We start from the raw sequence: 26,251 nt of genomic DNA, 5'->3' as shown, positions 1-26,251 counted from the left end.
GCCGAAATGTTGCGCCGCGGGGCATCTAACGTGAGCAACGCTAGAGCGGGAATCACAAGACTGCTTTTCCAGAAATGCGCGGATTTGCTTCAAATCTTAGCGAACTGGCCGATTCTGGTATTGCCGGAGAGCGACTATCCGGCATTTTAACGATCGGCGTTAAGGTTCGTGGCAGCCGGAATGCCGCCGCGCCCGAGCGGCTCGACACCGCCGCCGGCGGGCGCTGCCCAAATCGTTAATGGAAACCGGAAAATCCACCAAAATCCGCTGCTTACGCCCCGTTAACCACAAGAGACGAAGCCCGCCGGAATTGCTTCGAAATGGGAATTTTCGCCCGTTTCGCCCGCCCGCGCAGAGGCCGCGCTTATTCTTTCATTAAGTCGGGAATGCGAGATTCGAACCATCACGAGGCGGCTCGGTCTACCCGACAGGAGGGGCTGCGCCTGCCTCGCAAAAACAATAACGGTGGCAGGGCAAGGCGTGAGTGTATTGCGTAACATGGCTGGCAAATGGGCATCCCGCGTGGATGAAGCCGCCGCAGCGTGGTTGCCGCGCCGTCCGGATGGCCCCGTTGCAGGACGCTATGATTTCAAACGACTGCGCACCGTGGCCGCCGTTTCCCTGACGGTGCTGCCGATCGTGCCGCTTGCCCTGTCGGCGGTCCTTCCCGTTTCCGTGGCCTTGCCGGCGGGGACGGCGCTCTGGGCCTCGGCCTCCTTGCTGGCCGCGGCCGCAAGCCTCGCACCGCGCCGCATAGCGCCGGCGGCGGAACCGCCGGGCGTGACCGACCTGCCTGATCTCGCCGTGGCCTACGATCTCTTTGCCGGTCTCGTCACCGTTCACGATCCGCGCGGGCAGGTGCTGTCCGTTCACGGCCGCGATGCCGCCGACTACTTGAAGTCGATGCGCGATCCTCACGGACGCGGCTTCATCGAGCAGGTACACGTATCCGACCGGATCAGCTTCCTGAAAGCGATCGATATGTTGCGCCAGGACGGCGAGTGCTCAGCGGTCGATATCCGTCTCGAACGCCCGTCAGCCTCTGCCGATGGCGCGCAATTCGTGCATATGCGCTGCGAGTTGACGCCCCTTCGCGATGCCGAGGGGCGTCTGATGGCGATCGTTGCGCAATCCCGCGACGTCTCGAACGAGAACCGCCTGCGGGCGGAAGTTGCCGCCAAGGCGGCGCATGCCGAATCGGCCAACGATGCCAAAACCCGGTTCCTCGCGGCCGTCAGTCATGAATTGCGCACGCCGCTCAATGCCATTCTCGGCTTTTCGGATGTTCTTTCCGGGGAATATTTCGGCAGGCTGGAGAATGACCGGCAGCGCGAATATGTTTCCCTAATTCACCGGTCCGGCACGCATCTGCTTTCCGTCGTCAACACGATGCTTGACGTCAGCAAGATCGAGGCCGGCCGTTATGAGCTGGTGCCCGAGCCTTTCCGGGTGGCCGACGCGATCGCCGCCTGCGAAGCGATGCTGTCGCATCAGGCGCGCGAAAAGGGTGTGCGGCTGACAAGCCGGGTGACGCGGTCGGTGGGTGAAATCAACGCGGACCAGCGCGCCGTCCAGCAGATCCTCATCAATCTCGTCGGCAATGCCGTGAAATTCACGGAGAAGGGTGGCCTCGTCACCGTCGATGCGGAGGTCGAAGGCGCGATGCTGAAGCTGACCGTCAGCGATACCGGCATCGGCATTGCTGAAGATAAGCTGGATACGCTCGGCCAACCTTTCGTCCAGATTCAAAATGACTATACGCGCCGCTACGAGGGCACCGGGCTCGGCCTGTCGCTGGTCAAGGGGCTCGTCGAATTGCATGGCGGCAGGATTTCGATCCGCAGTTCGGAAGGCGAGGGGACAGTGGTCGTGGTCACGATACCGCGGGATGGTACCGGAATTTGCGAGCGGCAGCAGGTGAGCACAGTCGGGACTGTGGAGTTTCCACCGCGACTGAAACTGCGCGACGAAAAGGCGTGCGATTTGCGATTGCAGACAGGGGCTTCCGAAGGAACAGTCAAGGAAAGGCGACATGGCGCCGCGCAAGCGAAAACAGCCTGAGCGGAAACGTGGCGGACGGCCGCGGCAGGGCATCGCGCTGCGCGGACTGGCGCTCGCGGGCCTGGGCCTCGGACGCTGCGCCGTCCTTGCCGGGCGGGTGATCGCGCACCATCCGGTGGGAGCCGGCGGGTTGGCAACCTTTGCCGTTGTATTCAGCTTCGTGGCGGCGAACGCCATGTGGTATCAGCATGGCAGTCATCCCTCACCGCTGTTGCGTACCCGAGTTCCGCTGGTCGGCTCGGAGGTTGCCGAGCGTTTGGCGGCCGCCAATGGCGAGCCCGTCGAGCAGCGCAAGGTGACGACCTTCGTCATCGAGCGCGAAGGTGAAGCGGCTCCGGTAAAGGCCGCCGACGACGCGGTCGCCGCGCAAGACGATTCCTCCACGCAACGCGCGCCGCGGCCGGCGGAATCCGTGCTGGAACCGGACAACGCCTTGCCGTCGGCCCTTGTCGCCGATGTCCAGAAGGAACTTGGCCGGCTCGGATTTTACGACGGCACGCCGGATGGCCGCAGCGGTCCAAGGACAGTATCCGCCATCCTTCGCTTCGAAAAAGGCGCCGGCCGCCCAGAATCCGGCGTGGCGAGCCCCGATCTGCTTCAGGCGCTCCTGGCAACCCAGCGTTCCGAAGTGGCCGTTGCAGCGCCTGGCAATCGCCCTTACGCCGATCCGAAATCGGCGCCCGCCGAAATTGATCCCGTCGCCGCTGCGATCCGCACAGCGGAAGGTGACAAGGCGCTTATCCCACCCGCCGAAATTCCGGCGTCGAACGAACTGGTCATGAACATCCAGAAGGGGCTGAGCAATCTCGCCTACGCCGATATCGTTGTTGACGGTGTCGCCGGCGATCAGACGCGGGCGGCGATCCGCCATTTCGAAAAGCACTACCGGCTCCCGCAGACCGGCGAGCCGAACGGCAAGGTTCTCGAGAAGCTTAAGGAAATCGGCGCGCTCTAAACCGGCGACCGAGAAGCGGCGCCGTTGAAGGTCATTTGCATATCCACCATCACGCGTGTATCTGCCTCGAATGCGCGTGAAAACCCATATATTTGTCACCTCGCTGCTGCGCCGCGTGTTCGCGAGCGGCGGCTATGCGGCGGTGCTGCGCAAGGGGGCGGAAGAGGCCGGCGCGATTTTCATTCGCCACCGCAACCGTCTCGGGACCGAAACGCTCTATGCGCCGGCGCCGCAGAGCTTTTTCGAGGACGAAGACGACGATATCCGCAAGTTCGAAGTCCGGCTGCGAGATGCGGATGGAGAAAATATAGACGGCGCCTTGTCGTCTGAAATCCGCTTCGACCCGGATTGCTGGATCGTCGAGATCGAACTCGACGATGTCGGCGACCTTCTGCAGGTTGTCGAGCCCGGCCATTGAGCCCGCCAAGGCCGCCGTTCGGGCGGTGTTCTATTTCCGACCGACGGTCCGCTTCGGCTGTGCAGCGGCCGGCGGGGCGGCGGAAGCCGTCCGGGTCTCCTGCAAACGCGGATCGGAGAGTCGATTTTCGGCGAAGTAGCCTTCGTGGCTCACCGGCCTTGCAGTTCCATCGCGGTCGGCGCGCACCCAAGATTCGACCCGTTCGAGGCCGGTCTTCCGGTCGATGCTCCTCAGCAGCGCCTCGGCACGGTTGCTTGAGCCGAGCCTTTCGGAAAGATGCGGGTAGAGCGCCAGAAGCAGCGGGACCAGTTCCTCGTCGGGCAAGGCGAGCGCCGTCAGTGTGACGGCGAGCTGTTGACCGGAAACATCCAGCAGGATTCTCTCGGCAAGTGCGCGGCTCGCGGAAAGGGCGGCGGCAAGAGCCGTCGCGAACAGGACTGCCTCGCCGCTGCGGGCAAACCGCATGAGCAGCGCCTGATGCAGTTCGTCGATCGGCTGAAGACGACCGGCTTCGTGGAGAGACCTCGACCCGGCGCGCGCCAACCCCCGGATTTCGTCGCGCAGCTTATTTTCGCGGGTCACACGGTCGGAGGAGGGGCGATCCTCATCTTCTGCCGTTGCAGGCGGTGCGGCGATTGAGGGTGGAGGGATTTCGACGCGGGATACGACGGCGCTGAACTGATGGTATTCGACAAGTGCGTCGACGATCGACGGCGAGAGATCCTCCCGGTGCGCGATCGCATTCGCGTGGGCTGGGCCCTGGTGGCGGATGATCGAGATCAGCGTCCGGTCCGGGATCGCTTTCGAGCGGGTGAGAAAGATCGCGGCGATCGAGATTGGCATGCTGCCGATGAGCAGCGCGACCGATTCGGGCACATGGGCGCACTGCGACAGCGCCGCTGCCGCCTGCCGGCGCGCTTCGTTGCTGGAACCGAGGAAGAGCGGTTCGAAGAGTTCGGCAAACTGCTTCAGGTCGGACTTGCGGGGGATGCGAAGGCTTTCGAAGCCGGTGACGGTCGCCATCAGCACGACGTCCTTCAGCCGGCCCGTCTGCGGCCTTTCCAACTCACGAAACCGGTTCGTCACGACAAATCCCAGATGCAAAAGCATGACGCCATTGCCGATGGCTCGGAACGGCACACGTCTCAAAAAATAGATCGAAATCGTTAGCGTAGCATTAACTATGGACCTTGAGGCTTTATTCAGGCTTGCGGCATCCGCGTGTCGACGTCCGCCGGAGCGGCCACCGGGCCAAAGCGTGGAGCTCAGCCATAAAAACTCCACATGCAGGCCTATTCCCTTGTCTTGACGGTGGAGGGCGGTTCCGCCCGCCGAAGCACAAGGCCGGATGGCCTTCCTATGGGAGAAGTATCTGTGAAGAGTAGGTTCTTGCGGGCGGCGGCACTCTGTGCGCTTTCGCTCATGCCGATCGTTGCCGAGGCCGCAGAGGGCTTTGCCACCGCCAATGTCAATATGCGATCGGGTCCGAGCACCCGCTACCCTGCCGTCACCATTATCCCGTCGGGTGAATCTGTGGAGATCCATGGCTGCCTGGCCGATCGGCCCTGGTGCGATGTTTCCTTCTATGGCGGCCGCGGATGGGTGGCCGGGCAATATGTCCAGGCGCTCTATCGCAGTAACCGGGTCTATGTGGAGCCCGAATACTATCGGCCGCTTGGAATCCCGACGGTCGTCTTTGAATTCGATCGCTATTGGGATCGCAATTATCGGGGACGCGATTTCTATCGTGACCGCGACCGCTGGCGCCGCGGGCCCGATTGGGCCGAGGACGGCGACTGGCAGTGGAGGCGCGAAGAGGAGCGCCGGGATCGGCAGCGCCGGCAGCAGGCGGAACGGCGCGAATGGGAGCGCGAACAGGATCGCCGCGATTGGGAGCGCGAACAGGCCAGGGAGCGTGAGCAGGCGAGAGACCGGCAAGAGGCGAGAGAACGCCAGCAGTGGCAACGCGAGCGGGAACGCGACCGTCGCGAGTGGCGGGACCGTCGTCGTGACGAAGAGCGACGGGAAGACAATTCCGCCGAGAACTATCAAGGAGCTCGCAAGGAAGAGCGGGCGCGTCAGCTCCGCGAACTGCGGCGGGATGGCGAAGTCCGAACGGTTCCAAAGTGCGTGTTCAACGATTTCGCCTGTGAGAACGACTGACGAAACTGCACTTCCGGCGGAGCTTTTGGCGCGTCGCACGAGCGACAGCGGCTGCTCCGATCATGGTGCCGAAAGGCGGGCGGCGACTATCCGCCCGCATTTTTTCTTGTCCGCATTTGGCGGCGCCTTGCGGGAACCAATCCCCATTCGACGCGTTGATTTCGCGCGAAAGGTAAGGAGCGGAGACAATGGCGGAAAAGAAGCTGGCAGCGGTGGGCGCCGATATGGAAACGGAGAAGACCGCGGCCGACACACAGATGGAATTGCAGGCCCAGGTCGCTGAGTTGAGAGCGGAGATCGTGCGTCTGACGGAAACGGTTTCGGCCATCGGCAGCGGCGCCAAGGCGGTCGTGCAGGGGGAAGCGGAACTGATGACGGAAAGGCTCAGGGAGCGTGTTCGCGATGATCCGATCTCGACGCTGCTGACGGTCGCGGGAGTAGCCTTCCTGGTAGGGCTCTTCGCGAGACGCTGAAGGCTTTTTGGCACAAACTAAAATACCACCAGAAATGGCAATTGCGCTCGGTTAAGGCGCCGTGGTCTGGATTAAGATATGGTTAACCGGGCTATGGCTCTATCGAAGTGGGCGGGCTATTATTGGTTCGCATCTGATTTGCATTAACGGACGAGATCCGGGTGACCGGAAGAAGGAGTGAGTTGAGAACGGCGCGTCTGCCCGGGGGTACCGGGAATGCGCCAGCCCGCAATCGGGCAGGGTGAAATCTGTGTTCATCCGTCTCATGCAAGTATGGAGACGAGCATGGCAGACGTAATCAGATTGCAGGACCGCAAGGTGAAGATACCGCGAAAGCGACCCGTCACCGCGGGCGGCGCCAAGGTGTTGTTCTTCACGGGCATCCGATACGAGCGGCTCGACGGGCGTGGCCCCCAGCCGAGCGCTCCGACAGGACGGCAGGTCAAGAAGCAGTAGCCGGTCCGGCGTGATCGGCTCTAGTGCCGTGGGTCCGCCGACGATCGGCGCTGCGCGGCTCCTTCGCCTCTCTAATCCCCTATAGTCTCGTCACTGGCGCCGAAACGGCGCACAGCTCGAATCGGTGAGGAAGTCGCGGACCTGCTCCTCGAAACTATCGAGCGGCGCCAGAGCGCGCAGGACTGCGTAGCCCTCCTCATCCTTCATCTCGATCATGATCGACTGGGCGAGCGCCTCCGGGGGCATCTTGCGAAGCTCCACCAACTGGATCGGTGTGGCGACGACGAGATCGAGATCTCCGTTGACGGCAGTCTGGTCGTTCATGCTGAAGACTTCGTTCGAGCCGCTGTCGAAGATCGATAGCGACCAGAACGGCACGGAACCGCGCGCAATGAAGCGTGCCGGAGCGTCAGCGATCGAGAAGCTGCAGACGGCGGTGCGCAGAAACGGGTCGTTATTATCCAGTCCGGTCGGGCCCGGCTCGGCGGCGAGCGGAAAGAAACTGTCCATCTCAAGAAGGCCGAGGACGCGCGTATAGGCATCGCGGCCGGTGAACCGCGGCAGGGCAAGGACGAGGGCGATATGCAGGAGGGCGGCGCCGACGAGCCCGACGAGGAAGGTGAACAGGGCTCTACGCATTCCCGCACCCCGTCTTGACGATCTTCGGCATTGCGAGGTCGATCAGCCCGGAGGAGCCGGCCGTCGGCGTATCGAGCAGCGTCAGCACGAGCTGGAAATTTCCCGTGTGGCGGATGGCGAGCCAATTGTCCGGCTGTGCGACCGGCGAGACGTGAATGACGAAACTGCTGTCCTTGGCGCGCAGCACCGTCCACGAATTGACCGCCGAGGGCAGGTCGGATCCGGGTCGTAGGGTCGCACCGTCGGTGGTTGCGGTATGGAGCGTCCAGAACCGGGCGGGTGGGGTCATCCCGGAAATGTCATAGGAGCACGCGGCCGAAAGGCGCGCGCCGGTATCGTCGGTCGCTGCCGTGAACTTCAAGCCTTCTGCGCCGCCATAGAGCAGATCCCCAACCCGGGCGCGGTGCGCCTTTGCATAGGGGTCGGCGGCGACGGTCTGGGCCTCGGGGAAGGCCACCCAGGGGCCGATCGCGATCGATCCGAAGCCGACGGTCGCCTTCAGCGCCCATATGGCTGAGGTGATGCCGCCGCCGAAGGCGACGAGAAGTGCGAGAGCGACGAGGAGGGGAACGCGGAACAAGGGGGGCTCTATCGAATGATGTCTCGTTTATCCTGCCGGCAATGAATCGATCGTGCGGCGCCGCAGGCCGCCAGAGAACGGATTTGTGGTGGCGAAGTCAATTCTCGGCGGCATTTGTCACCGAAGGCGTGGCTGGCGTTCCCTCTGGCGTTTCGAGCGCTGCAACCCGGCCGCCGGCCTTTTCCTTGGGCTTCAGCGGTGACGCCTGTTCGAATGCATTGCCGATCGCCTTCAAAAGCCGGGTCACGTCGGCGGACAGGGAGCGCGGCCGGACAAGCGGCGGCAAGGCGTTCTCATCCGGCTCGGCGACGGCCTCCGGCTCCTTTGGCGTTTCGGTCGGCGGGGCCTCGATGCCGGGGATTGCGCGATGCTCGATGCCCTGTTCGGCATAGTCCATCAGCCGCTTGAAGGTCATCGCCGGCAGGGAGCCACCGGTCATTTCCTCGGTGGAGGTGTAGTCGTCATTGCCGAACCAGACGGCCGTCGTGTAGTCGCCGGTGAAGCCGACGAACCAGGCGTCGCGATAGGCTTGCGTCGTTCCCGTCTTGCCGCCGGTCACGAGCCCGTTGCTCAACGCGGCCCTGCGACCGGTGCCGATGACCGGAATCTGGGTGAGGATTCTGTTCATCGACGAGGTGGCCTGCTCGCTCAGAATGCGTCGCGCGGGCGGCGCGTCGCGGCCGAAATCGTAGAGGATATCGCCGTCGTAGTTCAGGATTTGGCTGATGCCGTGGCGGCGGGATTCCAATCCGCCGGCGGGAAACACGGCATAGGCGGTCGCCTGGTCGAGCACGGTCACCTCCGACGTGCCGAGCGGCATGGTCTTGTCGGTGCGGATCGGCGTTTCGACGCCCATTCTTTTGGCTGTTTGGGCGATAATCTCAGTGCCGAGCTTGTCCTTGGCGAGGCGCACCGGAACGGTATTGATCGATCTCGCCAGCGCATTCATCAGCGTGACCCGGCCCGCATATTTGCGGGCGTAGTTCTGCGGCGACCAGCCGCGCCAGGTGATCGGCGCATCGACGACCACCGTCTCGGGCGTCATACCTTTTTCCATCGCGGCCGCATAGGTATAGACCTTGAAGGAGGAGCCCGGCTGGCGGAGCGCCCGGGTGGCGCGATTGAACTGGCTCTCGCCGTAGTCTCGGCCGCCGACCATGGCGCGCAACGCACCGCCGTTTTCGATCATGACCAGGGCGCCCTGCTTCACCTTGTAGCTCTCGCCATATTGCCGGAGGCTCGATTCGATCGAATCCTCGGCCGCCTGCTGCAAGCCCATGTCGATCGTCGTTCTGACGATCAGCGAATGCTGTGCGAAGGGAGCGGCAATGCGCTGGACCTCTTCGAAGGCCCAGTCGAGGAAAAAGTCCGGTGCCTTGACCTGGGCGCGATCGATCACGGTCGCCGGATTGAGGCGCGCGGCGAGCACCTGGCCCTCCGTCATCAGGCCGCCCTGGACCATGTTTGACAGAACCTCGTTGGCGCGGGCGCGTGCCGCCGGCAGATTGACGTGCGGCGCGTAGCGCGCCGGGGCCTTGAACAGCCCGGCCAGCATGGCGGACTCGGCGAGGTCGATGTCGGTGATCGACTTGCCGAAGTAGAACTGAGCCGCCGCCGCGGCGCCGAAGGTGCCGCCGCCCATATAGGCGCGGTCGAGATAGAGGCGAAGAATCTCTTTCTTCGAGAGATTGGATTCGAGCCAGACGGCGAGGAAGGCTTCCTTGATCTTGCGCTCGATCGTTCGCTCGTTGGTGAGAAACAGATTCTTGGCAAGCTGCTGCGTCAGCGTCGAGCCGCCCTGGACCACGCCGCCGGCGCGGGCGTTCTCCGTCATGGCGCGCGAGAGGCCGAGGAAGTCGATCCCCCAGTGGTCGAAGAAACGACGGTCCTCCGTCGCCAGGACCGCCTTGATCAGATGATCCGGCAGCTCGTCGATCGGAACCGAGTCCTCATGGATGATGCCGCGATGGCCGATTTCGTTGCCATAGCGGTCGAGAAAGGTCACGGCGAAGTCGCTTTGCGCTCGCCAGTTGCCCTTGGTTTCCTCGAAGGCGGGGAGCGCCAGCGCAAGCATCAGCACGGAGCCGGCCGTGCCCCAGGTCATCCCTTCTCCGAGGACTTCGAAAACCGCTCTTTTCCAGCCGCGCATACGAAAACGGCGGAAGAAAATGGTTGTGTCCTCCCACCACTCCGCCAGGCGAAACCCGGCATTCCACACCGTGGAATCGATCCAGGAATCGATCCGCAGAAAGATGTGCCGCTTCTTCGGCCGGTTTTCGTCTTTTCGCGGTTCCTGCACGGTTTTCCTGTCCCGAAGCTTTCTGCCACCCTATGATATTTGCACGGCGCGACGTTCCAATCTACTTGCATATCGCGCCGCCGGCCTTAAAAAACCGGCAATTTTCTGCAAACTTCCGGTGTCGGCGTTGAAGTGACGAAAGTGTGACGCAATGGGTGAAATGCCTTTCTGGAAAACGAAAAGCCTGGACGAGATGACCAACGCCGAATGGGAAAGCCTCTGCGACGGCTGCGGGCTCTGTTGTCTCAACAAGCTGGAGGATTGGGACACGGGCGAGATCGCCTGGACCTCGATCGGCTGCACGCTGCTCGATGGCGAGAGCTGCCGCTGCAAGGACTACGACAACCGCCAGGCGACTGTTCCCGACTGTGTCCAATTGACGCCGCAGGCGGTGCGGGAGATCAGCTGGCTGCCGCCGACCTGCGGCTATCGGCTGGTCGCCGAAGGCCGCGACCTTTACTGGTGGCACCCGCTCGTCTCCGGCGATCCGGAAACGGTGCATGCGGCCGGGATCTCGGTGCGCGGACGCACCATTGCCGAGGACGGCATCGACATCGAAGACTACGAAGACTATCTGGTTACCTGGCCGCTGGAAGTGGGACTGGCACCGGCCGAGTAGCTGCGCTCGTCAGTGGCCGCCGTTTTTCCGGACGAGGCTCTTCGGGGCGGCATTTCTCCAGGCCGTCTCCAGCGACTGCCGAATGACTTCCTCGTCGGCGTCCACGAAATAGAGCGACGTCCAGCCGCGGGCGCCCCATCCGCCAGGCACAGCGGCGCAGACGCCGGGTTCCATTTCGAGTAGCATGCGCTGCTGGTCGGGCGTCAGCTTGAAGACGGCACGGCCCGCTTCCGGCAATGTCATGAATATGCGCTTGCCCACGCGGAAGTCGCGCGTTCCGAAATGGGCGTTTTCCTGCGTCCCGGGAAGGCTGAGCGCCAGCTTTTCGATCTCTTCGGTTAGCATCCGAAAAGAGTAGCACGAAATCGCCAATTGACAAAAGCTCGCGCCCGCCGTGGCCGGCGGGCGCGAGACGATGTTGTCATTGGCTGGAGGTGCTCCCTCGAGGCGAATGTTTGCCGGTCGCGAGCCGCTACTCTGCAGGCGGAACGGGCTTTTGAGCAGTTTCGCTGGCCACGCGCATTTCGCGCCATTCGCTTTCGAAACGGTCGAGCAGCGATTGTGGAATCCTGGACTGCGGCGCTACGAGCGGCTTCTTCGCGAGTGTCTGCATCCGGTCCTCCTATGCGAGACAGTTGGGTCAGCCGGACCATTTCATATGGCAAATACTTTGTAAATCAGGGCTTTAAACTATTTAAACGATTTAGAAATCTTTAAATCGATTAATTACATGCGCATCCACAGGCGTGATTGATGTGTCCGTGCGGATGGCTTCAGAAGGCGGAGAGATACGCGCAATCGCGCCGGATTATCTAAAATTGTCGGTCGAAGAACCATTCGAGAGCCAAAAGGCAGGCTGCTCCAAGGGCTTACGCGCTTCCCCGGATTCAACTTCCGAACTTTCTCACTCGATGTCCGAAGATCCCGAATCGAATTCTAGGGAGAAGCCCGCAAGGGAATTCGGCCGGCTCGCGAATCGGCGACTGCTCGAGCCGGAGTGCAGCACGTTTTCGGGTACGTCGCCGAACCGTCCTGCCGATAGTGTGACGCAAAGGTCTTATCGGATCGCTGATGGGGCGCCGCTGTCCGCCCGAGCATTTGCAATCCCCGGTGGATTTTCGGATTGTCGGTGCCGATCCCTGCTGCGCGATGCCGCGGGGGCTAGCGGCCGACATTCATTTGCCATTCAGCCTCTATCGGCTAATGATTTTGCCATGATCTTCCCAAGTTGAAAGTGCGTTCATGTCTTCATCAGTGACCATAGTCGCGCTCGCCGCAGGCCTCGCAGGTTTTTCGCTGCCTGCCGTTGACGTGCCTAGGGTTGTTGTTCGCGTGGCGGGTGACTGCAGCGCTGCGGCAGCGCAGGTCGTCGCCGAGACCGGCGGCGAATTGCTCTCCGCCCAGCCGACAGCCGATGGAAAGTGCGTCGTGACCGTGCTAATTCCGGGCAATGGCGGGCGGCCGAAGAAAGTGACGGTCAAGGTGCCGATGTAGGCATCGGCGGCGCCCGTCAGCGAAGGGAAGTAAGAGCAAGATGCGCATCCTGATAGTCGAGGACGACGTCAATCTGAACAGGCAGCTCGCCGACGCGCTGAAGGAAGCCGGTTACGTCGTTGACCAGGCCTATGACGGCGAGGAGGGGCACTATCTCGGCGATGCGGAGCCCTACGACGCGATCATTCTTGACATCGGGCTTCCGGAAATGGACGGCATCACCGTGCTGGAAAAGTGGCGGGCCGACGGCAAGACGATGCCGGTTCTGATCTTGACCGCCCGCGACCGCTGGAGCGACAAGGTGGCAGGGATTGACGCCGGCGCCGACGATTACGTGGCGAAGCCGTTTCATGTCCAGGAGGTCCTCGCCCGCATCCGGGCCCTGATCCGCCGCGCCGCCGGGCATGCGAGTTCCGAGATCGTTTGCGGCCCGGTCCGCCTCGACACGAAAGGCTCCAAGGCGACCGTCGGCGGTGTCGCGTTGAAGCTGACCTCGCACGAATTCCGGCTGCTCTCCTATCTCATGCATCACATGGGGCAGGTGGTTTCCCGTACGGAACTCGTCGAGCACATGTATGATCAGGACTTCGACCGCGACTCCAATACGATCGAGGTCTTCATCGGCAGGCTTCGCAAGAAGATCGGCAACGACCTGATCGAGACGGTGCGCGGTCTCGGATATCGGATGCAAGCACCCGGCAATGGCCATTAGATCCCTCACGGCCCGCGTTCTGGCGGTTTCGACCGTCTGGGCCGTCGTCGCCCTCGTGGTGATCGGAGTGGTCATCTCGGCGCTCTACCGGCAGGGCTCCGAGCGCGGCTTCCAGGATCTTTTGCGCGCCCAGCTCTACAACGTCATCAACTCGATCTCGGTTGACGAAAAGGCCGCCCTGACCGGCAGCCCGCAACTCGGCGACCTGCGCTTTTCCCAACCGCAGACCGGTTGGTACTGGATCGTCGAGCCGATCGGCGAATTCGACACGCCGCCCTTGCTGTCGACGTCGCTCGGTTCCGCCAAACTGCCGATCGTCAGCGTCGACGAGGTTCCCTTCGACATTCGTTACGAGCGCTTCTACACGACCGAGGATCCGTTCGGGAACGTAGTCGAGGTGGCCGAGACCGAGGTGGTACTCGACATTCAGGGACACACGGCGCGCTTCCGGGTCGCCGGCAACCGCGATGTCCTGGAGGCAGACATCGACCGTTTCACCCGCAACCTGACGATCGCGCTCTCGATCTTCGGTCTCGGCGGGCTCGGCGTGAACGCCTTGACCATTCTTTTCGGCCTCAGGCCGCTGGACCAGGTGCGCCGCTCGCTCGAAAAAATCCGCACGGGCCAGAGCGAGCGCCTGGACGGTGCCTTTCCGCGCGAGATCCAACCGCTCGCCAACGAGGTGAATGCGCTGATCGACAGCAACCGCCGCATCATCGAACGCGCGCGCATGCAGGTTGGCAATCTCGCGCACTCCCTGAAGACCCCCATCGCCGTGCTGCTCAACGAGGCGCGTGTTCTCGAGGTCCCCCACGGCGAACTGATCAGGACGCAGGCCGACGCGATGCAGACGCAGGTCCAGTCCTATCTCAGCCGGGCCCGGATTGCGGCGCAGCGCGGTTCCATTCTGGCGAGGACCGAGGCTCAGCCGGCTCTCGAAAGAATCATCCGGGTGATGCGGCGGCTCAATCCGGAGAAACGGTTCAGCCTGTCGATCAATCCGCCGGGGCTGGTGCTGGCCATGGAACAGCAGGATGTCGAGGAAACTGTCGGCAACCTGCTCGAAAACGCCGCGCGATACGCACGCGATCACGTCGTGCTGAGCGTCGAGCCCGCCACCGACCAAGATCACAGCAGGGAGTCCGGCCGCGAATGGATTGTGCTCAGGATCGACGACGACGGGCCGGGGCTTGATCCGGATCAGATCGCATTGGCAATGAAGCGCGGCAAGCGGCTCGACGAGAGCAAGCCCGGCACCGGGCTCGGACTGTCGATCGTTAGCGAGATCGTCGGCGAATACCAGGGCAGCGTCGAGCTTAGCCGACGCGAGGAGGGAGGCTTGAGGGCCAAACTCGTTCTGCCGGCGGCCGTCTAAACGGGAGAGGTGCACTTTGCGAGGCTGGTCCAGACCTCGGAGGTCCTTGGCCCCATCGTGATCCGGCGGTCACACCGGCAGCCGAAAATATCCCCTCCTCTACGGCGCGCGGTTGCCTAGCGAGGCTGGGGGTGCAAAAAGAAAACCGAAAGCGCCGCCGCTTTGTCGCGATCGACCGGATCGCGGGGTGGCGGCCGGTCAACGAGGGTTGAGTTGTCGCGTATCATGAGGATTAACGCAGATATGGGGCGAGCCGTCGCCTTGAGCGGCAGAATCGTGGTCGTCGCGTCGACTGTCGCCCTTGCCGGCTGCGGAACTTCGGGCGGTCAGCGCGCCGGCGCTGCCGTTGCGAGTCTCGGTGCGGGCGCCGGTGGCGTGTCATCGGCCGCCTATATCGAAGCCCTGCAAGGCGGCGTCATCGCACGTCTCGGCAATATTGAACTCGGCAAATCCGACCGGCAGCGCGCACTCGAAGCGGAGTATCGCGCCCTCGAAGCGGCCCCGGGCGGCCAGCCGGTGGCGTGGGAAGGGCGCGGCGTCGGCGGCTCGGTTGTCGCTGCCGCCCCCTATCAGGTCGGCTCGCAGAATTGCCGTCAATACAGCCATACGGTGCTGGTCAAAGGGCAGTCCTCGACGGCCCGTGGTGCTGCATGCCGCAACAGCAATGGCACCTGGTCGCCACTGACCTGAGGCGGAGGCGGCGCGTTGCCGATGGCCGTGCCGCCTTGCCGGACCCCGCACCGTTGCGGCGAAACGCCTCAAATCTCCGTCATTCTCGGTTTTCGAGTTGGAAAGCGGGGTAGCTCATAGTATTTCCGCATCCATGTTGTTCTGGATTCTTGTCGCCATCTTGACGGCGGCTGTCGCTGTCGCGCTTGTCCTCCCGCTGATGCGGGCGGTGGCGCCCCTCTCGTCTCCGCACAGCCATGACATAGAGGTCTACCGCGACCAGCTCGGCGAGCTGGCGAGGGATCGTGAGGCCGGGCTGATCAGCGACGAAGACGCGGAAACCGCCAGGGCCGAAATCGGCCGCCGCCTGATCGCCGCCAACGCCGCTGACGCCTCCACGACGGAAAGTGCTTCCGGGCGGCTTGGTGCGACACGCCTGGCACAAGCTTTCATTCTCCTCTGTCTTCCTGCCGTGGGGCTCTGTCTTTACTTGGCGACGGGTAGCCCAGGCGTGCCGGCGCAGCCGCTTGCAGCGCGGCTCGCCAATCCTGGCGAGGACATCAACATTCTGATCGCCAAGGCCGAAAATCACCTGGCCCTCAATCCCGACGACGGGGCAGGGTGGGACCTGCTTGCCCCGATCTACATGCGCAATGGCCGCGTCGACGACGCGGTTGCCGCCTATGACCGAGCTATCCGTCTGCTCGGGCCGACGGCCGCCCGGTTTGGCGGCTATGCCGAGGCCCTGATTGTTCAGTCAGGCGGCCTTGTGACGGCAGCGGCGCAGGATGCCCTGAAGAAGGCGCTGTCTCTCGATCCCAATGATCCACGCTCGGAGTTCTATCTTGCCCTCGGACTCAAGCAGGAGGGAAAGCGCGGCGACGCGCTCGCCGCCTTCCGCAAGCTCGCCGACACATCGCCCGCGGGGGCGCCGTGGTTGCCGCTCGTCAACCAGCATATCGCCGAGCTCTCCCCCGACAAGCCAGTTGCCGGCGGTGCAGCGTCCGGAAACCCGACCTCCGAGGATATCGCCGCCGCCGAGGGAATGAGCGCCGGCGATCGTCAGGAGATGATCCGCGGCATGGTCGACGGGCTCGCCGGCCGGCTGAAGGAGAATCCCGACAACTTCGAGGGCTGGATGCGGTTGGTCCGGGCCTATGTTGTCCTTGATCAAAGAGATAAGGCCGAGAATGCTCTACGCGACGGTTTGCAGGCCTTTCCGGCCAGCGGCGATGAGGGCCAGCAATTGCTGGCTCTCGGGCGCGAACTCGGCATTGATGGCGGCGGAGCGAGAGAATGACGCGTAAGCAGAAACGGCTGGCGATCATCGGCGGCGGCGTCGGCTTCCTGACGGCCGCCGTCCTTCTGGTCATGTTCGCCTTCAGCCAGGCCGTGGCCTATTTCTATGTCCCGGGCGACCTTGCCAAGGCGGATCTCGCGCCGGGCACGCGCATCCGCCTCGGCGGGCTGGTGGAAGCGGGTTCGGTGAAGCGGGGCGACGGCAAGACCGTCACCTTCAGCGTCACCGACACGCTCGCGACGGTGCCGGTGACCTATAGCGGCATTCTTCCGGACCTCTTTCGCGAGGGCCAGGGGGTCGTGGCGGAAGGGAGCTTCGCCGCTGGACGTTCAGTTTTCGTTGCCGACACCGTGCTTGCCAAGCATGACGAGACCTACATGCCGAAGGACGTGGCCGACCGCCTGAAGGCTCAAGGCGTCACGCTCGGCGGGAAGGAAAACATTCAATGATCATCGAGCTCGGACACTATGCGCTTGTGCTGGCGCTTGCGACCGCGCTCATCCAGTCGGTGCTGCCGCTCCTCGGCGTGCGGCGCGGCGATCGGGCCCTGGTCGAACTCGCGGGCAGTGCCGCGATCGTCTCCTTCCTGCTCGTCGCCTTCTCCTTTGCGGTGCTGACCTTCGCCTATGTGACCTCCGACTTCTCCGTCAGGAACGTCTGGGAAAACTCGCATTCGCTGAAGCCGCTGGTCTACAAGATCTCCGGCGTCTGGGGCAACCACGAGGGCTCGATGCTCCTGTGGCTCTTGATCCTCGTCTTTTTTTCCGCCCTGGTGGCGGGCTTCGGCCGCAACCTGCCTGAAACCCTGAAGGCGAATGTTTTGGCGGTCCAGGCCTGGATAGCCGCCGCCTTCACGCTCTTCATTCTGCTGACGTCCAATCCCTTCGCCCGCCTCGTGCCGGCCCCGGGGGAAGGCCGGGACTTGAACCCGGTGCTGCAGGACATCGGCCTCGCCATTCATCCGCCCTTGCTCTATCTCGGCTATGTCGGCTTTTCCGTCTGCTTTTCCTTCGCGATAGCAGCGCTGATCGAGGGGCGGATCGATGCCGCCTGGGCGCGCTGGGTCAGGCCTTGGGCGCTGACCGCCTGGACCTTCCTGACAGCCGGCATCGCCATGGGCTCCTACTGGGCCTATTACGAACTCGGCTGGGGCGGCTGGTGGTTCTGGGATCCGGTCGAGAACGCTTCCTTCATGCCCTGGCTCGCCGGGACCGCGCTGCTCCACTCGGCGCTGGTCATGGAAAAGCGCGAGGCGCTGAAGATCTGGACCGTGCTCCTGGCGATCCTCACCTTCTCGCTGTCGCTGCTCGGCACGTTCCTGGTGCGCTCGGGCGTGCTGACCTCGGTTCATGCCTTCGCCACCGATCCGACGCGCGGCGTCTTCATCCTGGTGATCCTCATAGTCTTCATCGGTGGCGCCCTGTCGCTCTTCGCTTTCCGTGCCTCCCACCTCAAGTCCGGAGGGCTGTTTGCGCCGATCTCGCGCGAAGGCGCGCTCGTCCTCAACAATCTGATCCTGACGACGGCGACGGCAACGGTGCTCACCGGCACGCTTTATCCGCTGGTGCTCGAGGCGCTCACCGGCGACAAAATTTCGGTCGGCGCGCCGTTCTTCAACATGACCTTCGGCCTGTTGATGCTCCCCTTGCTGTTTGCGGTTCCCTTCGGGCCGCTGCTTGCCTGGAAACGCGGCGACCTCTTGGCCGCCGCCCAGCGGCTCTTCGCCGCCGTCGGCGCCGGCCTGCTCTTCGCCGCCGCGGTCTACTATGCCAGGAATGGCGGTCCCGTTCTCGCCGTCCTCGGCATCGGGCTTGGGGTTTACCTGATTGTCGGTTCGATCACCGATGTCGCGCTTCGCTCGGGCCTGGGTAAGGCGGCGGGCCGCGTGGCCCTGCGGCGGTTCCTTGGCCTGCCGCGCTCGGCCTATGGTACGGCGCTTGCCCATATCGGCCTCGGCGTCACGCTGATCGGCATCGTCGCGGTGACGGCCTACGAGACGGAGACCGTCCTCGAGATGAAGCCAGGAATGCTGGTCGATGCCGGCGGCTATAGCATACGCTTCGATGGCATGCGCCAGGGCCGCGGGCCGAATTACACCGAAGATACCGGCCACTTCACCGTCAGCCGCGGCGGCGTCAAGGTGACCGAGATCTGGTCGTCCAAGCGCCTCTATTCGGCGCGCCGGATGCCGACGACGGAGGCCGGCATCCGGACCTTCGGCCTCAGCCAACTCTATGTTTCGCTGGGCGACGAAATCACCGGTGGTGGCATCGTGGTGCGCATCTGGTGGAAGCCGCTGATCCTCTGCATCTGGGGTGGCGCTCTCGTCATGATGGCGGGCGGCATCGTTTCCTTGAGCGACCGTCGCCTGAGGGTCGGCGCTCCGTCGCGCGCCAGGACGGCACGGCTTGCCGCAGGAGCCGCCGAATGATCCGCGTCCTCGTCGCGCTCTTCCTTTGCATTGTTTCGGTTGCGCCGGCCTTCGCCGTCAACCCGGACGAGGTGCTTGCCGACCCGGCGCTCGAAGCGCGCGCCCGGGCAATCTCCGCCAAGCTTCGCTGCATGGTTTGCCAGAACCAGTCGATCGACGATTCCAATGCCGAGCTCGCCAAGGATCTGCGATTGCTCGTGCGTGAACGGCTCGAGAACGGCGACAGCGACGAGGCGGTGATCGCCTATGTCGTCTCGCGCTACGGTGAATTTGTGTTGCTGAAACCCCGCTTCGAGGCGAAGACACTGGTCCTTTGGGGCATGCCGGTCGTCCTGCTCGTTCTTGGCACGGTCACGCTCGTGGTCGCGGCGCGCCGGCGCGGCAGGAGACCGGCTGGTGCGCCGCTCTCGAAGGATGAAAAGGAAGAGCTGGACAAGCTGCTCGGCTCGTAGCGACCAGTCGACTGCCGTCGTAAGTTCCAACGGCAATCTAATCAATGTGTTAGAGGCGTGCTTCGCCATTCCTTGAGCGGACCCGCGGATCGGGTACGTGCCCCTCGTCTCCGCTCCGTCGCAACATTACCAAAAATTCATCTTCCGGACAGAACCCAGTAAGGTCCCATCCGTTACACCTTGCGTCATAGGCTGTTCTTCCAGTCACAGCCATACGAGCGGGTTCCGGGCGGTTCGCCCGGATCCCTTGCTCGTGGTCAAAGTTTCGAAGCTGTCCGTCTGTCAGCGGTGGCTTCATGCAAGAGAGAAGGCAAATCGAATGTCCATCATCAAAACTCCGCGTCCCTCGCTGAAGACCGTTCTCAAGACCTCCACGGTTGCCGGTCTTGCGGCAGTCATGCTGACGACAGGCCTGCCGGCGCAGATCACCCAGTCCTTCGCTGAGGCGGTCAGCGTGCAGGCCCCGGCTGTTCCGAGTTTCGCCAATGTTGTCGACGCCGTTTCCCCGGCAGTTGTCTCGGTTCGCGTCCAGGCGCGGGAACAGGCATCCGACGACGAGAGCAACTTCACCTTCGACTTCGGCGGCCGTGGTTTCGAAGATCTGCCAGACGACCACCCGTTGAAGCGCTTCTTCCGTGAATTCGGCGGTCCCGATTCCCGCGATGGCGATCGAGCCGATCGTTGGCGTGATCGTCACGGTCCACGTGGGGAAGGTCGCCTGCGCCCGAGAGCCCAGGGTTCCGGCTTCTTTATCACCGAGGATGGCTATCTCGTCACCAACAACCATGTCGTTTCCGATGGCTCCGCCTTCACTGTCATTCTGAATGACGGGACGGAACTCGACGCCAAGCTGGTCGGCAAGGACAGCCGCACCGATCTCGCCGTGCTCAAGGTCGACGCAGCCAACCGCAAGTTCACTTATGTCAGCTTTGCCGATGACAACAGGGTGAGGGTCGGCGACTGGGTGGTCGCGGTCGGCAATCCCTTCGGTCTCGGCGGCACTGTCACGGCCGGTATCGTCTCGGCTCGTGGCCGCGACATCGGCTCCGGGCCCTATGACGATTATCTGCAGGTCGATGCGGCGGTGAACCGCGGCAATTCCGGCGGCCCGACTTTCAACCTCTCCGGCCAGGTCGTCGGCATCAACACGGCGATCTTCTCACCGTCGGGCGGCAATGTCGGCATCGCCTTCGCGATTCCCGCTTCGGTCGCCAAGGATGTCGTCGATGCCTTGATCAAGGACGGCTCGGTTTCGCGCGGCTGGCTCGGAGTTCAGATCCAGCCGGTGACCAAGGACATCGCCGAGTCGCTCGGCCTCTCGGAGGCGAGCGGCGCACTGGTCGTCGAGCCGCAGGCGGGTTCGCCCGGCGAAAAGGCGGGCATCAAGAAGGGTGATATTGTGACCGCCCTCAACGGTGAGCCGATCAAGGATCCGCGCGACCTGGCGCGCCGGGTGGCGACGATGCGCCCCGGTTCTACCGCCGACGTCACTCTCTGGCGTGACGGCAAGTCCGAGAGCGTCAAGCTTGAGATCGGCACGCTGCCGGAAGAGGCCAAAGCCACTCCGCCGGATACCCGCGACGAACAGACCGACCAGGGGCAGGCGAGCGAAGAGGCGCTGGCGGATCTTGGCCTGGCGGTCACACCCTCGGAAGATGGCACGGGCGTTTCGATCGCCTCCGTCGACCCGGACTCGGATGCTGCCGATCGCGGCTTGAAGGAAGGCGAGAAGATCGTCTCCGTCAACAATCAGCAAGTCAAGACGGCGGACGACATCCTGAAGGTGATCAACAACGCCAAGAAGGATGGCCGCAGCAAGGCGCTCTTCCAGATCGAGGCCGACGAGGGCAGCCGCTTCGTCGCGCTGCCGATCGGCCAGAGCTAAGGCGCGGCACGCCACCCGCATCCTGACTGATGATGAGGCGCCGCGACATCTGCCGATATCGCGACGTTCTCTGTTCCGGCCGAACCCTGCATTCGGCCCACGCACCGAAACCGGTTGAGACGAACAGAGGTCCGGGACTATGGTCACCCGTATGAAGATTCTGATAGTTGAAGATGATATCGAAGCGGCCGCCTATCTTGCGAAGGCGTTCCGCGAAGCGGGCATCGTTTCCGATCACGCCAGTGACGGCGAGAGCGGCCTGTTCATGGCGAGCGAGAACGCCTATGACGTGCTTGTCGTGGACCGCATGCTGCCACGCCGCGACGGCCTGTCGCTGATCACCGAATTGAGGCGCCGAGGCATCCATACGCCGGTGCTCATTCTCTCCGCCCTCGGGCAGGTGGATGATCGGGTGACGGGCCTTCGTGCCGGTGGCGACGACTACCTCCCCAAACCCTATGCCTTCAGCGAGCTTCTGGCGCGTGTCGAGGTGCTCGGCCGGCGGAAGGGCATGCCTGACCAGGACATGGTTTACCGCGTCGGCGACCTCGAACTGGACCGGCTCTCCCATTCGGTTCGCCGCCAGGGCAAGGAAATCCCGCTGCAGCCTCGCGAGTTCCGTCTGCTTGAATATCTGATGAAGAATGCCGGGCAGGTAGTAACGAGAACCATGCTGCTCGAGAATGTGTGGGATTATCACTTCGATCCGCAGACCAATGTAATTGACGTGCACGTATCCCGCTTGCGCTCCAAGATCGAGAAGGATTTCGATCCGCCGTTGCTGAGGACCGTTCGCGGCGCCGGCTACATGATCAAGGACGACCGGACCGCTGACGCATGAGCAAAGTCGGCGTTCTGTTCAGGACGACTGCGGTCCGGCTCTCCGCGCTCTATCTCGTCCTCTTCTCCCTTTGCGCCGTCTTCCTCGTCTTCTACGTGACCGGCATGTCCGAGCGTCTTCTGCAGCAGCAGACGCGTGAAGGAATTGCCGTCGAGGCGGCCCAGATCGAGGACATCTACGAGCGTGCCGGCGTCAACGGCCTGCTTCGCTCGTTGGAGCGCCGGGCCCGCCAGCCGGGCGCCAACCTTTACGTCATTGCGGGGCCGAGCGGGGAAATCCTGGCCGGCAACGTCGCGGGCCTCGAGCCTGGCCTGCTCGACGACGAGGGGTGGACGTCGGAGCCTTTTCACTACCGGCGCTTCACCGATGAAAACCGCACGGGCAACCACGTCGCACTCGCCCAGGTGCTCCTGCTCGACAACGGCCTGCGCATCCTCGTCGGCCGCGACTTGCAGGAACCGGAAAAGTTTCGCGTTCTCGTCCGCCAGGCCCTGGTGGTGGCGCTCGGCATCATGGGGCTCGGCGCGCTTGTCATCTGGTTCGGCATCGGCCGAAACGCCTTGAGGCGCATCGATCGGATGTCGGAGGCAAGCACCAAGATCATGGCCGGAGACCTTTCGCAACGGCTGCCGACGAGCGGCTCGGGCGACGAGTTCGACCGGCTGTCGGAATCGTTGAACGCGATGCTGGGGCGGATCGAGAAGCTGAACGAGGGGCTGAAGCAGGTCTCCGACAATATCGCGCACGATCTCAAGACGCCTTTGACGCGGCTGCGCAACAAGGCCGAAGCGGCGCTCGCCAGCAAGGAAGGTGGCAACCAGAACGGTGCGCTCGAGGAAATCATCGGCGAGTCCGATCAACTGATCCGGACCTTCAATGCGCTGCTGATGATCTCGCGCGTTGAGGCGGGCTCCGCCGTCGCCGAGATGAGCGATGTCGACTTGTCCGGCATCCTCGCGGATTGCGTCGAACTTTACGAGCCGGTCGCCGAGGAAGGTGCCCTGCGCCTGGAAGCAGACGTCCAGCCGGGCATCGTTGTCGCCGGCAATCGCGAGCTGATCGGCCAGGCGCTCGGGAACTTGATCGACAACGCGATCAAATATGCCGAGGGAGCGGAAAACCCGCTCATCCGGGTTGAGATGAAGAAGAGCGGCGCCAATGTCGTCCTGAAGGTTGCCGATCATGGTCCAGGCGTGCCGGAAAATATGCGCGACGAAGTGGTCAAGCGCTTCGTGCGGCTGGATGAGAGCCGCACGAAACCCGGCACCGGTCTCGGTCTTTCGCTTGTCGAGGCGGTTATGGAGATGCACCATGGATCATTGGATCTTTCGGCGACGGAACCGGATGGAAAGGGCCTCACGGTACGCTTGGTTTTCCCCGCCGGCGTGACCTGATACACCGGTCACGGCAATTACCGGTTGGAGCGATCGAATTCCGACGATCCGAAGGGGAGGAGAAGACCGATGGTGGACGCGACTGAAAGGCGGCTGTCCGATATCGAGGTAGTGCCGATCCGTCCGGCGAGCCAGACGGACGCGAAGGTCGCCCTTTCCGTTCTGAAGGACATGGCGAAGGGAAGCGAGCCCATCGCCAGGCTTCTGGCGTCCGATACGCCGCTCAAGCACTTGATCCTCGCCGCTTTCGCCCTCTCGCCTTTCCTGCGCGATACCGCGGCAAGCAGCCCTGCCATTGTCGAGGCGCTGCTGAGCGAAAGCCTCAGTGGATTTTTACGAAGTCGGATCGATGCGGCGCGGCTGGCGTGGCAAAGCGGGGTCGCAGGCAAGGCCCTGCCGGATACGGAAATCATGGCGCGGCTGCGGCGGGCAAGGCGGGAGGGTGCCTTCGCCGTCGCACTTGCCGATCTCTCGCGGCTGTTTGATGGCCGCGAAACGACGCGCTGGCTGAGCGAGTTCGCCGGCGCGGCGGTATCGGCGACGATCGATCACCTGCTGCTCGGCGCGCATGAGAGCGGCAAGTTCGTCCTCCCGGATGACTCGGCGCCGAGCGTCGGCTCGGGCGTCGTCGTGCTCGGCATGGGCAAGCTCGGGGCGTGCGAGCTCAACTATTCCTCCGACATCGACCTCGTGGTCTTCTATGATCCGCAGTCCGGCATCCTCGTCAGCCGCGATGAGGCGACGGAGGTCTTCGCGCGGCTCTTGCGAAGGCTGATCCGCATCCTGCAGGAGCGGACCGGCGACGGCTACGTGTTCCGCACGGACCTGCGGCTTCGGCCCGATCCCGGCTCGACGCCGCTCGCAATCCCCGTCGAGGCGGCGATGCTTTATTATGAGAGCAGGGGGCAGAACTGGGAGCGGGCTGCTTTTATCAAGGCGCGCCCGATCGCCGGTGACCTTCCGGCCGGCGAGCGTTTCCTCAAGGAACTGACGCCCTTCGTCTTCCGGAAGTACCTGGATTATGCGGCGATCGCCGACATTCACTCGATCAAGCGTCAAATCCACGCGCACAAGGGCCACGGCGAGATCGCCGTGAAGGGCCACAACGTCAAGCTTGGCCGCGGCGGCATCCGCGAGATCGAGTTTTTCGTGCAGACCCAGCAACTGATTGCCGGCGGCCGGACGCCTGCGCTGCGGCTGCGCGAAACCGAGGCGATGCTGCATGTGCTGGCCGAGGCCGGCTGGATCGATCGCGCCACGGCGCATGAACTGATCGCTGCCTATTGGTTCCTTCGTGACGTCGAGCACCGCATCCAGATGGTGCATGACGAGCAGACCCATCTGGTGCCCGAGAGCGAGGCGGAACTGAGGCGCATCGCGTCGATGCTCGGCTTCGAAGATACGGCGTCCTTCTCCAGGGAGTTTTCCCGGGTGTTGCGGACGGTCGAGCGACGCTACGCCCAGCTTTTCGAACAGGAAGCGAGACTCTCTGCAGAGACCGGCAATCTGGTCTTCACCGGTCAGCAGGATGACCCGGACACGCTCGAAACGCTGAAACGGCTGGGTTTCCAGCGTCCTTCCGACATCGCCCGTATTATTCGCACCTGGCACTACGGGCGCTATCGGGCGACCCAATCGGTCGAGGCACGCGAACGCCTGACGGAATTGACGCCGGAGCTTCTGCGCGTCTTCGGCGAGAGCCGGCGCGCCGACGAGGCATTGCTGCGCTTCGACCAGTTCCTCTCCGGCCTCCCTGCCGGCATCCAGCTTTTCTCGCTGCTCGGCAGCAATCCGGGGCTGTTGTCGCTGATCGTCAATATCATGTCCTCGGCGCCGCGCCTGGCCGATATCATCGCCGCCAGGCCCCATGTCTTCGACGGCATGCTGGACCCGGGCCTGCTCGCCGAACTGCCGACGCGAGATTATCTGGCACCGCGGATCGCCAGCTTCGTCGCCGGTGCCCACCACTACGAGGAGGTGCTGGACCGCCTGCGCATCATCGCCGCCGAGCAGCGTTTTCTGATCGGCATCCGGTTGCTGACCGGCACGATCTCCGGCCTGCAGGCGGGCAGGGCCTTCACAGATCTTGCCGACCTGATCATCGCCGCTGCGCTGGAGGCGGTTCTGGCAGAGGTTCGCTCCGCGCACGGCCATTTCCCGGGTGGTCGGGTCGCCGTCGTCGGCATGGGAAAGCTCGGCAGCCACGAACTGACGGCCGGTTCCGACGTCGACCTCATCCTGCTCTACGACTATGACGGCAACGCCCACCAATCCGAGGGCGCCAAGCCGCTCGACCCGACGCGCTATTTCACGCGCCTGACGCAGCGGCTGATCGCGGCTCTTTCCGCCCCGACCGCCGAGGGCGTCCTCTACAATGTCGACTTGCGGCTGAGGCCCTCGGGCAACAAGGGCCCGGTTGCGACCCGCATTACCGCCTTTGCCAAATATCAGCGTGAGGAGGCCTGGACCTGGGAACATCTGGCGCTGACCCGCGCCCGATGCATCTGCGGCGACAAAAGCCTGATGGGCGAAGCGGAGGCGATCTTCGCCGAGGTCCTGTCGCAGAAGCGAGACATCGCCAAGGTCCGCAAGGACGTCGACGAGATGCGCGATCTCATCGACAAGGAGAAGCCGCCGAACGACATCTGGGACTTCAAGCTCATTCCCGGTGGCCTCGTTGATATCGAGTTCATCGCGCAATATTTGGCGCTAGTGGCGCCGGCGAAAGGCGAGGTACCGCCGCCTGCCGGAACGCATACGATGGAGGCGCTGAAGGCGCTCGGCGCCGCCCTGATGGATGCAAACGATCGCGACATGGCCGTCGAGGCGCTCGCGCTCTTTACCGAGGTCTCTCAGATCGTGCGGCTTTGTATCGACGGCGATTTCGACCCCAAGGAGGCCCCTGCCGGCCTTGTCGATCTCGTTTGCCGGGCTGGCGATTACCCGGACCTCAAGCATCTGGAGGCTGACATACGCCGCTTCTCCAAGGCGGTGCGCGGCATATTCCAGTCGGTCCTCGCGGGCTGAGCGGCTCG

25 protein-coding genes are annotated in these 26,251 nt (G+C 63.5%); 19 read left to right on the top strand and 6 right to left on the bottom strand.

Translation table 11 applies throughout. From position 1 onward, the window contains the following. Positions 1 to 498: 498 nt before the first annotated feature. The 3 genes from ATC00_RS22900 to ATC00_RS22890 all read left to right on the top strand — a co-directional run bounded on the left by ATC00_RS22900 (position 499) and on the right by ATC00_RS22890 (position 3,434). Positions 499 to 2,061, top strand: a complete 1,563-nt coding sequence (locus tag ATC00_RS22900) for a PAS domain-containing sensor histidine kinase (RefSeq protein WP_064254542.1) — start codon at positions 499 to 501, stop codon at positions 2,059 to 2,061. Beyond that, positions 2,033 to 3,016: a peptidoglycan-binding domain-containing protein gene (locus ATC00_RS22895; RefSeq protein WP_064254541.1), complete on the top strand. Its 984-nt coding sequence runs from the start codon at positions 2,033 to 2,035 to the stop codon at positions 3,014 to 3,016. The genes ATC00_RS22900 and ATC00_RS22895 overlap by 29 nt, the downstream gene beginning before the upstream one ends. A 70-nt stretch (positions 3,017 to 3,086) precedes the next feature. Then, positions 3,087 to 3,434, top strand: coding sequence for a DUF1491 family protein (locus ATC00_RS22890; RefSeq protein ID WP_037379530.1), 348 nt, complete (start codon positions 3,087 to 3,089; stop codon positions 3,432 to 3,434). A 30-nt stretch (positions 3,435 to 3,464) separates the two neighbouring features. Here ATC00_RS22890 and ATC00_RS22885 read toward each other — a convergent pair whose 3' ends face one another. Continuing rightward, on the bottom strand, positions 3,465 to 4,544 hold the full coding sequence (locus ATC00_RS22885; RefSeq protein ID WP_064254562.1) for a DUF2336 domain-containing protein: 1,080 nt from the start codon (positions 4,542 to 4,544) through the stop codon (positions 3,465 to 3,467). 264 nt (positions 4,545 to 4,808) lie between these two features. Between ATC00_RS22885 and ATC00_RS22880 the strand changes: the two genes are divergently transcribed. The 3 genes from ATC00_RS22880 (at position 4,809) to ATC00_RS33055 (ending at position 6,526) form a co-directional block, all read left to right on the top strand. Then, the gene (locus ATC00_RS22880) at positions 4,809 to 5,597 is read left to right on the top strand and encodes an SH3 domain-containing protein (RefSeq protein WP_064254540.1); all 789 of its coding nucleotides are present in this window, start codon (positions 4,809 to 4,811) and stop codon (positions 5,595 to 5,597) included. A gap of 188 nt (positions 5,598 to 5,785) precedes the next feature. Next, complete coding sequence (locus ATC00_RS22875; RefSeq protein WP_037379535.1) at positions 5,786 to 6,070, top strand: hypothetical protein; 285 nt, start codon at positions 5,786 to 5,788, stop codon at positions 6,068 to 6,070. A gap of 285 nt (positions 6,071 to 6,355) precedes the next feature. Continuing rightward, a complete protein-coding gene (locus tag ATC00_RS33055; RefSeq protein ID WP_162843175.1) occupies positions 6,356 to 6,526 on the top strand; it encodes a hypothetical protein in 171 nt (56 codons plus the stop codon). A 90-nt stretch (positions 6,527 to 6,616) separates the two neighbouring features. On the opposite strand, the gene ATC00_RS22870 is transcribed toward ATC00_RS33055, so the two are convergent. From ATC00_RS22870 to ATC00_RS22860, 3 genes are all read right to left on the bottom strand, one after another. Next, on the bottom strand, positions 6,617 to 7,165 hold the full coding sequence (locus tag ATC00_RS22870; protein ID WP_064254539.1) for a DUF1254 domain-containing protein: 549 nt from the start codon (positions 7,163 to 7,165) through the stop codon (positions 6,617 to 6,619). Continuing rightward, positions 7,158 to 7,745, bottom strand: coding sequence for a DUF1214 domain-containing protein (locus ATC00_RS22865; protein ID WP_037379539.1), 588 nt, complete (start codon positions 7,743 to 7,745; stop codon positions 7,158 to 7,160). The genes ATC00_RS22870 and ATC00_RS22865 overlap by 8 nt, the downstream gene beginning before the upstream one ends. A gap of 97 nt (positions 7,746 to 7,842) precedes the next feature. After that, the gene (locus ATC00_RS22860; protein ID WP_064254538.1) at positions 7,843 to 10,044 is read right to left on the bottom strand and encodes a transglycosylase domain-containing protein; all 2,202 of its coding nucleotides are present in this window, start codon (positions 10,042 to 10,044) and stop codon (positions 7,843 to 7,845) included. Between the two features lie 151 nt (positions 10,045 to 10,195). Between ATC00_RS22860 and ATC00_RS22855 the strand changes: the two genes are divergently transcribed. Continuing rightward, positions 10,196 to 10,663 carry a YcgN family cysteine cluster protein gene (locus ATC00_RS22855; RefSeq protein ID WP_064254537.1) on the top strand — a complete coding sequence of 156 codons (468 nt, stop codon included), beginning with the start codon at positions 10,196 to 10,198 and terminating at the stop codon, positions 10,661 to 10,663. 9 nt (positions 10,664 to 10,672) lie between these two features. Here the strand turns inward: ATC00_RS22855 and ATC00_RS22850 are convergent, their stop codons facing one another. Both ATC00_RS22850 and ATC00_RS33050 read right to left on the bottom strand, forming a co-directional pair. Continuing rightward, on the bottom strand, positions 10,673 to 11,008 hold the full coding sequence (locus ATC00_RS22850) for an MmcQ/YjbR family DNA-binding protein (RefSeq protein ID WP_037379544.1): 336 nt from the start codon (positions 11,006 to 11,008) through the stop codon (positions 10,673 to 10,675). Between the two features lie 127 nt (positions 11,009 to 11,135). Continuing rightward, entirely contained in the window at positions 11,136 to 11,276 is a 141-nt protein-coding gene (locus ATC00_RS33050; RefSeq protein WP_162843174.1) for a hypothetical protein, read from the bottom strand. A gap of 629 nt (positions 11,277 to 11,905) precedes the next feature. Here ATC00_RS33050 and feuN point away from each other — a divergent pair. The 12 genes from feuN (at position 11,906) to ATC00_RS22790 (ending at position 26,243) form a co-directional block, all read left to right on the top strand. Next, positions 11,906 to 12,157, top strand: a complete 252-nt coding sequence (gene feuN, locus ATC00_RS22845) for a two-component system FeuPQ modulator FeuN (protein WP_037379546.1) — start codon at positions 11,906 to 11,908, stop codon at positions 12,155 to 12,157. Between the two features lie 40 nt (positions 12,158 to 12,197). Next, entirely contained in the window at positions 12,198 to 12,869 is a 672-nt protein-coding gene (gene feuP, locus ATC00_RS22840; protein WP_037379547.1) for a two-component system response regulator FeuP, read from the top strand. After that, entirely contained in the window at positions 12,859 to 14,244 is a 1,386-nt protein-coding gene (locus ATC00_RS22835) for an ATP-binding protein (RefSeq protein WP_064254536.1), read from the top strand. The genes feuP and ATC00_RS22835 overlap by 11 nt, the downstream gene beginning before the upstream one ends. A gap of 243 nt (positions 14,245 to 14,487) precedes the next feature. Then, positions 14,488 to 14,934, top strand: a complete 447-nt coding sequence (locus ATC00_RS22830; protein ID WP_037379550.1) for a membrane protein — start codon at positions 14,488 to 14,490, stop codon at positions 14,932 to 14,934. A 133-nt stretch (positions 14,935 to 15,067) separates the two neighbouring features. Next, positions 15,068 to 16,213: a c-type cytochrome biogenesis protein CcmI gene (gene ccmI / locus ATC00_RS22825; RefSeq protein ID WP_037379552.1), complete on the top strand. Its 1,146-nt coding sequence runs from the start codon at positions 15,068 to 15,070 to the stop codon at positions 16,211 to 16,213. Then, entirely contained in the window at positions 16,210 to 16,662 is a 453-nt protein-coding gene (gene ccmE, locus ATC00_RS22820) for a cytochrome c maturation protein CcmE (protein ID WP_037379555.1), read from the top strand. The genes ccmI and ccmE overlap by 4 nt, the downstream gene beginning before the upstream one ends. Further along, positions 16,659 to 18,644 carry a heme lyase CcmF/NrfE family subunit gene (locus tag ATC00_RS22815; RefSeq protein ID WP_064254535.1) on the top strand — a complete coding sequence of 662 codons (1,986 nt, stop codon included), beginning with the start codon at positions 16,659 to 16,661 and terminating at the stop codon, positions 18,642 to 18,644. Before ccmE ends, ATC00_RS22815 begins: the two co-directional genes overlap by 4 nt. Next, entirely contained in the window at positions 18,641 to 19,096 is a 456-nt protein-coding gene (locus ATC00_RS22810; protein ID WP_064254534.1) for a cytochrome c-type biogenesis protein, read from the top strand. Before ATC00_RS22815 ends, ATC00_RS22810 begins: the two co-directional genes overlap by 4 nt. A 319-nt stretch (positions 19,097 to 19,415) precedes the next feature. Then, a complete protein-coding gene (locus ATC00_RS22805; protein ID WP_064254533.1) occupies positions 19,416 to 20,981 on the top strand; it encodes a Do family serine endopeptidase in 1,566 nt (521 codons plus the stop codon). Positions 20,982 to 21,120: 139 nt separating this feature from the next. Continuing rightward, entirely contained in the window at positions 21,121 to 21,822 is a 702-nt protein-coding gene (locus tag ATC00_RS22800; protein WP_064254532.1) for a response regulator transcription factor, read from the top strand. Next, a complete protein-coding gene (locus ATC00_RS22795) occupies positions 21,819 to 23,216 on the top strand; it encodes a sensor histidine kinase (protein WP_037379563.1) in 1,398 nt (465 codons plus the stop codon). Before ATC00_RS22800 ends, ATC00_RS22795 begins: the two co-directional genes overlap by 4 nt. Positions 23,217 to 23,285: 69 nt before the next feature. After that, a complete protein-coding gene (locus ATC00_RS22790) occupies positions 23,286 to 26,243 on the top strand; it encodes a bifunctional [glutamine synthetase] adenylyltransferase/[glutamine synthetase]-adenylyl-L-tyrosine phosphorylase (protein ID WP_064254531.1) in 2,958 nt (985 codons plus the stop codon). Positions 26,244 to 26,251: the final 8 nt, after the last annotated feature.

The sequence above is a fragment of the Sinorhizobium americanum genome (assembly GCF_001651855.1).
GTDB lineage: Bacteria > Pseudomonadota > Alphaproteobacteria > Rhizobiales > Rhizobiaceae > Sinorhizobium > Sinorhizobium americanum.
This window is presented reverse-complemented; position numbering and strand designations above follow the sequence as displayed.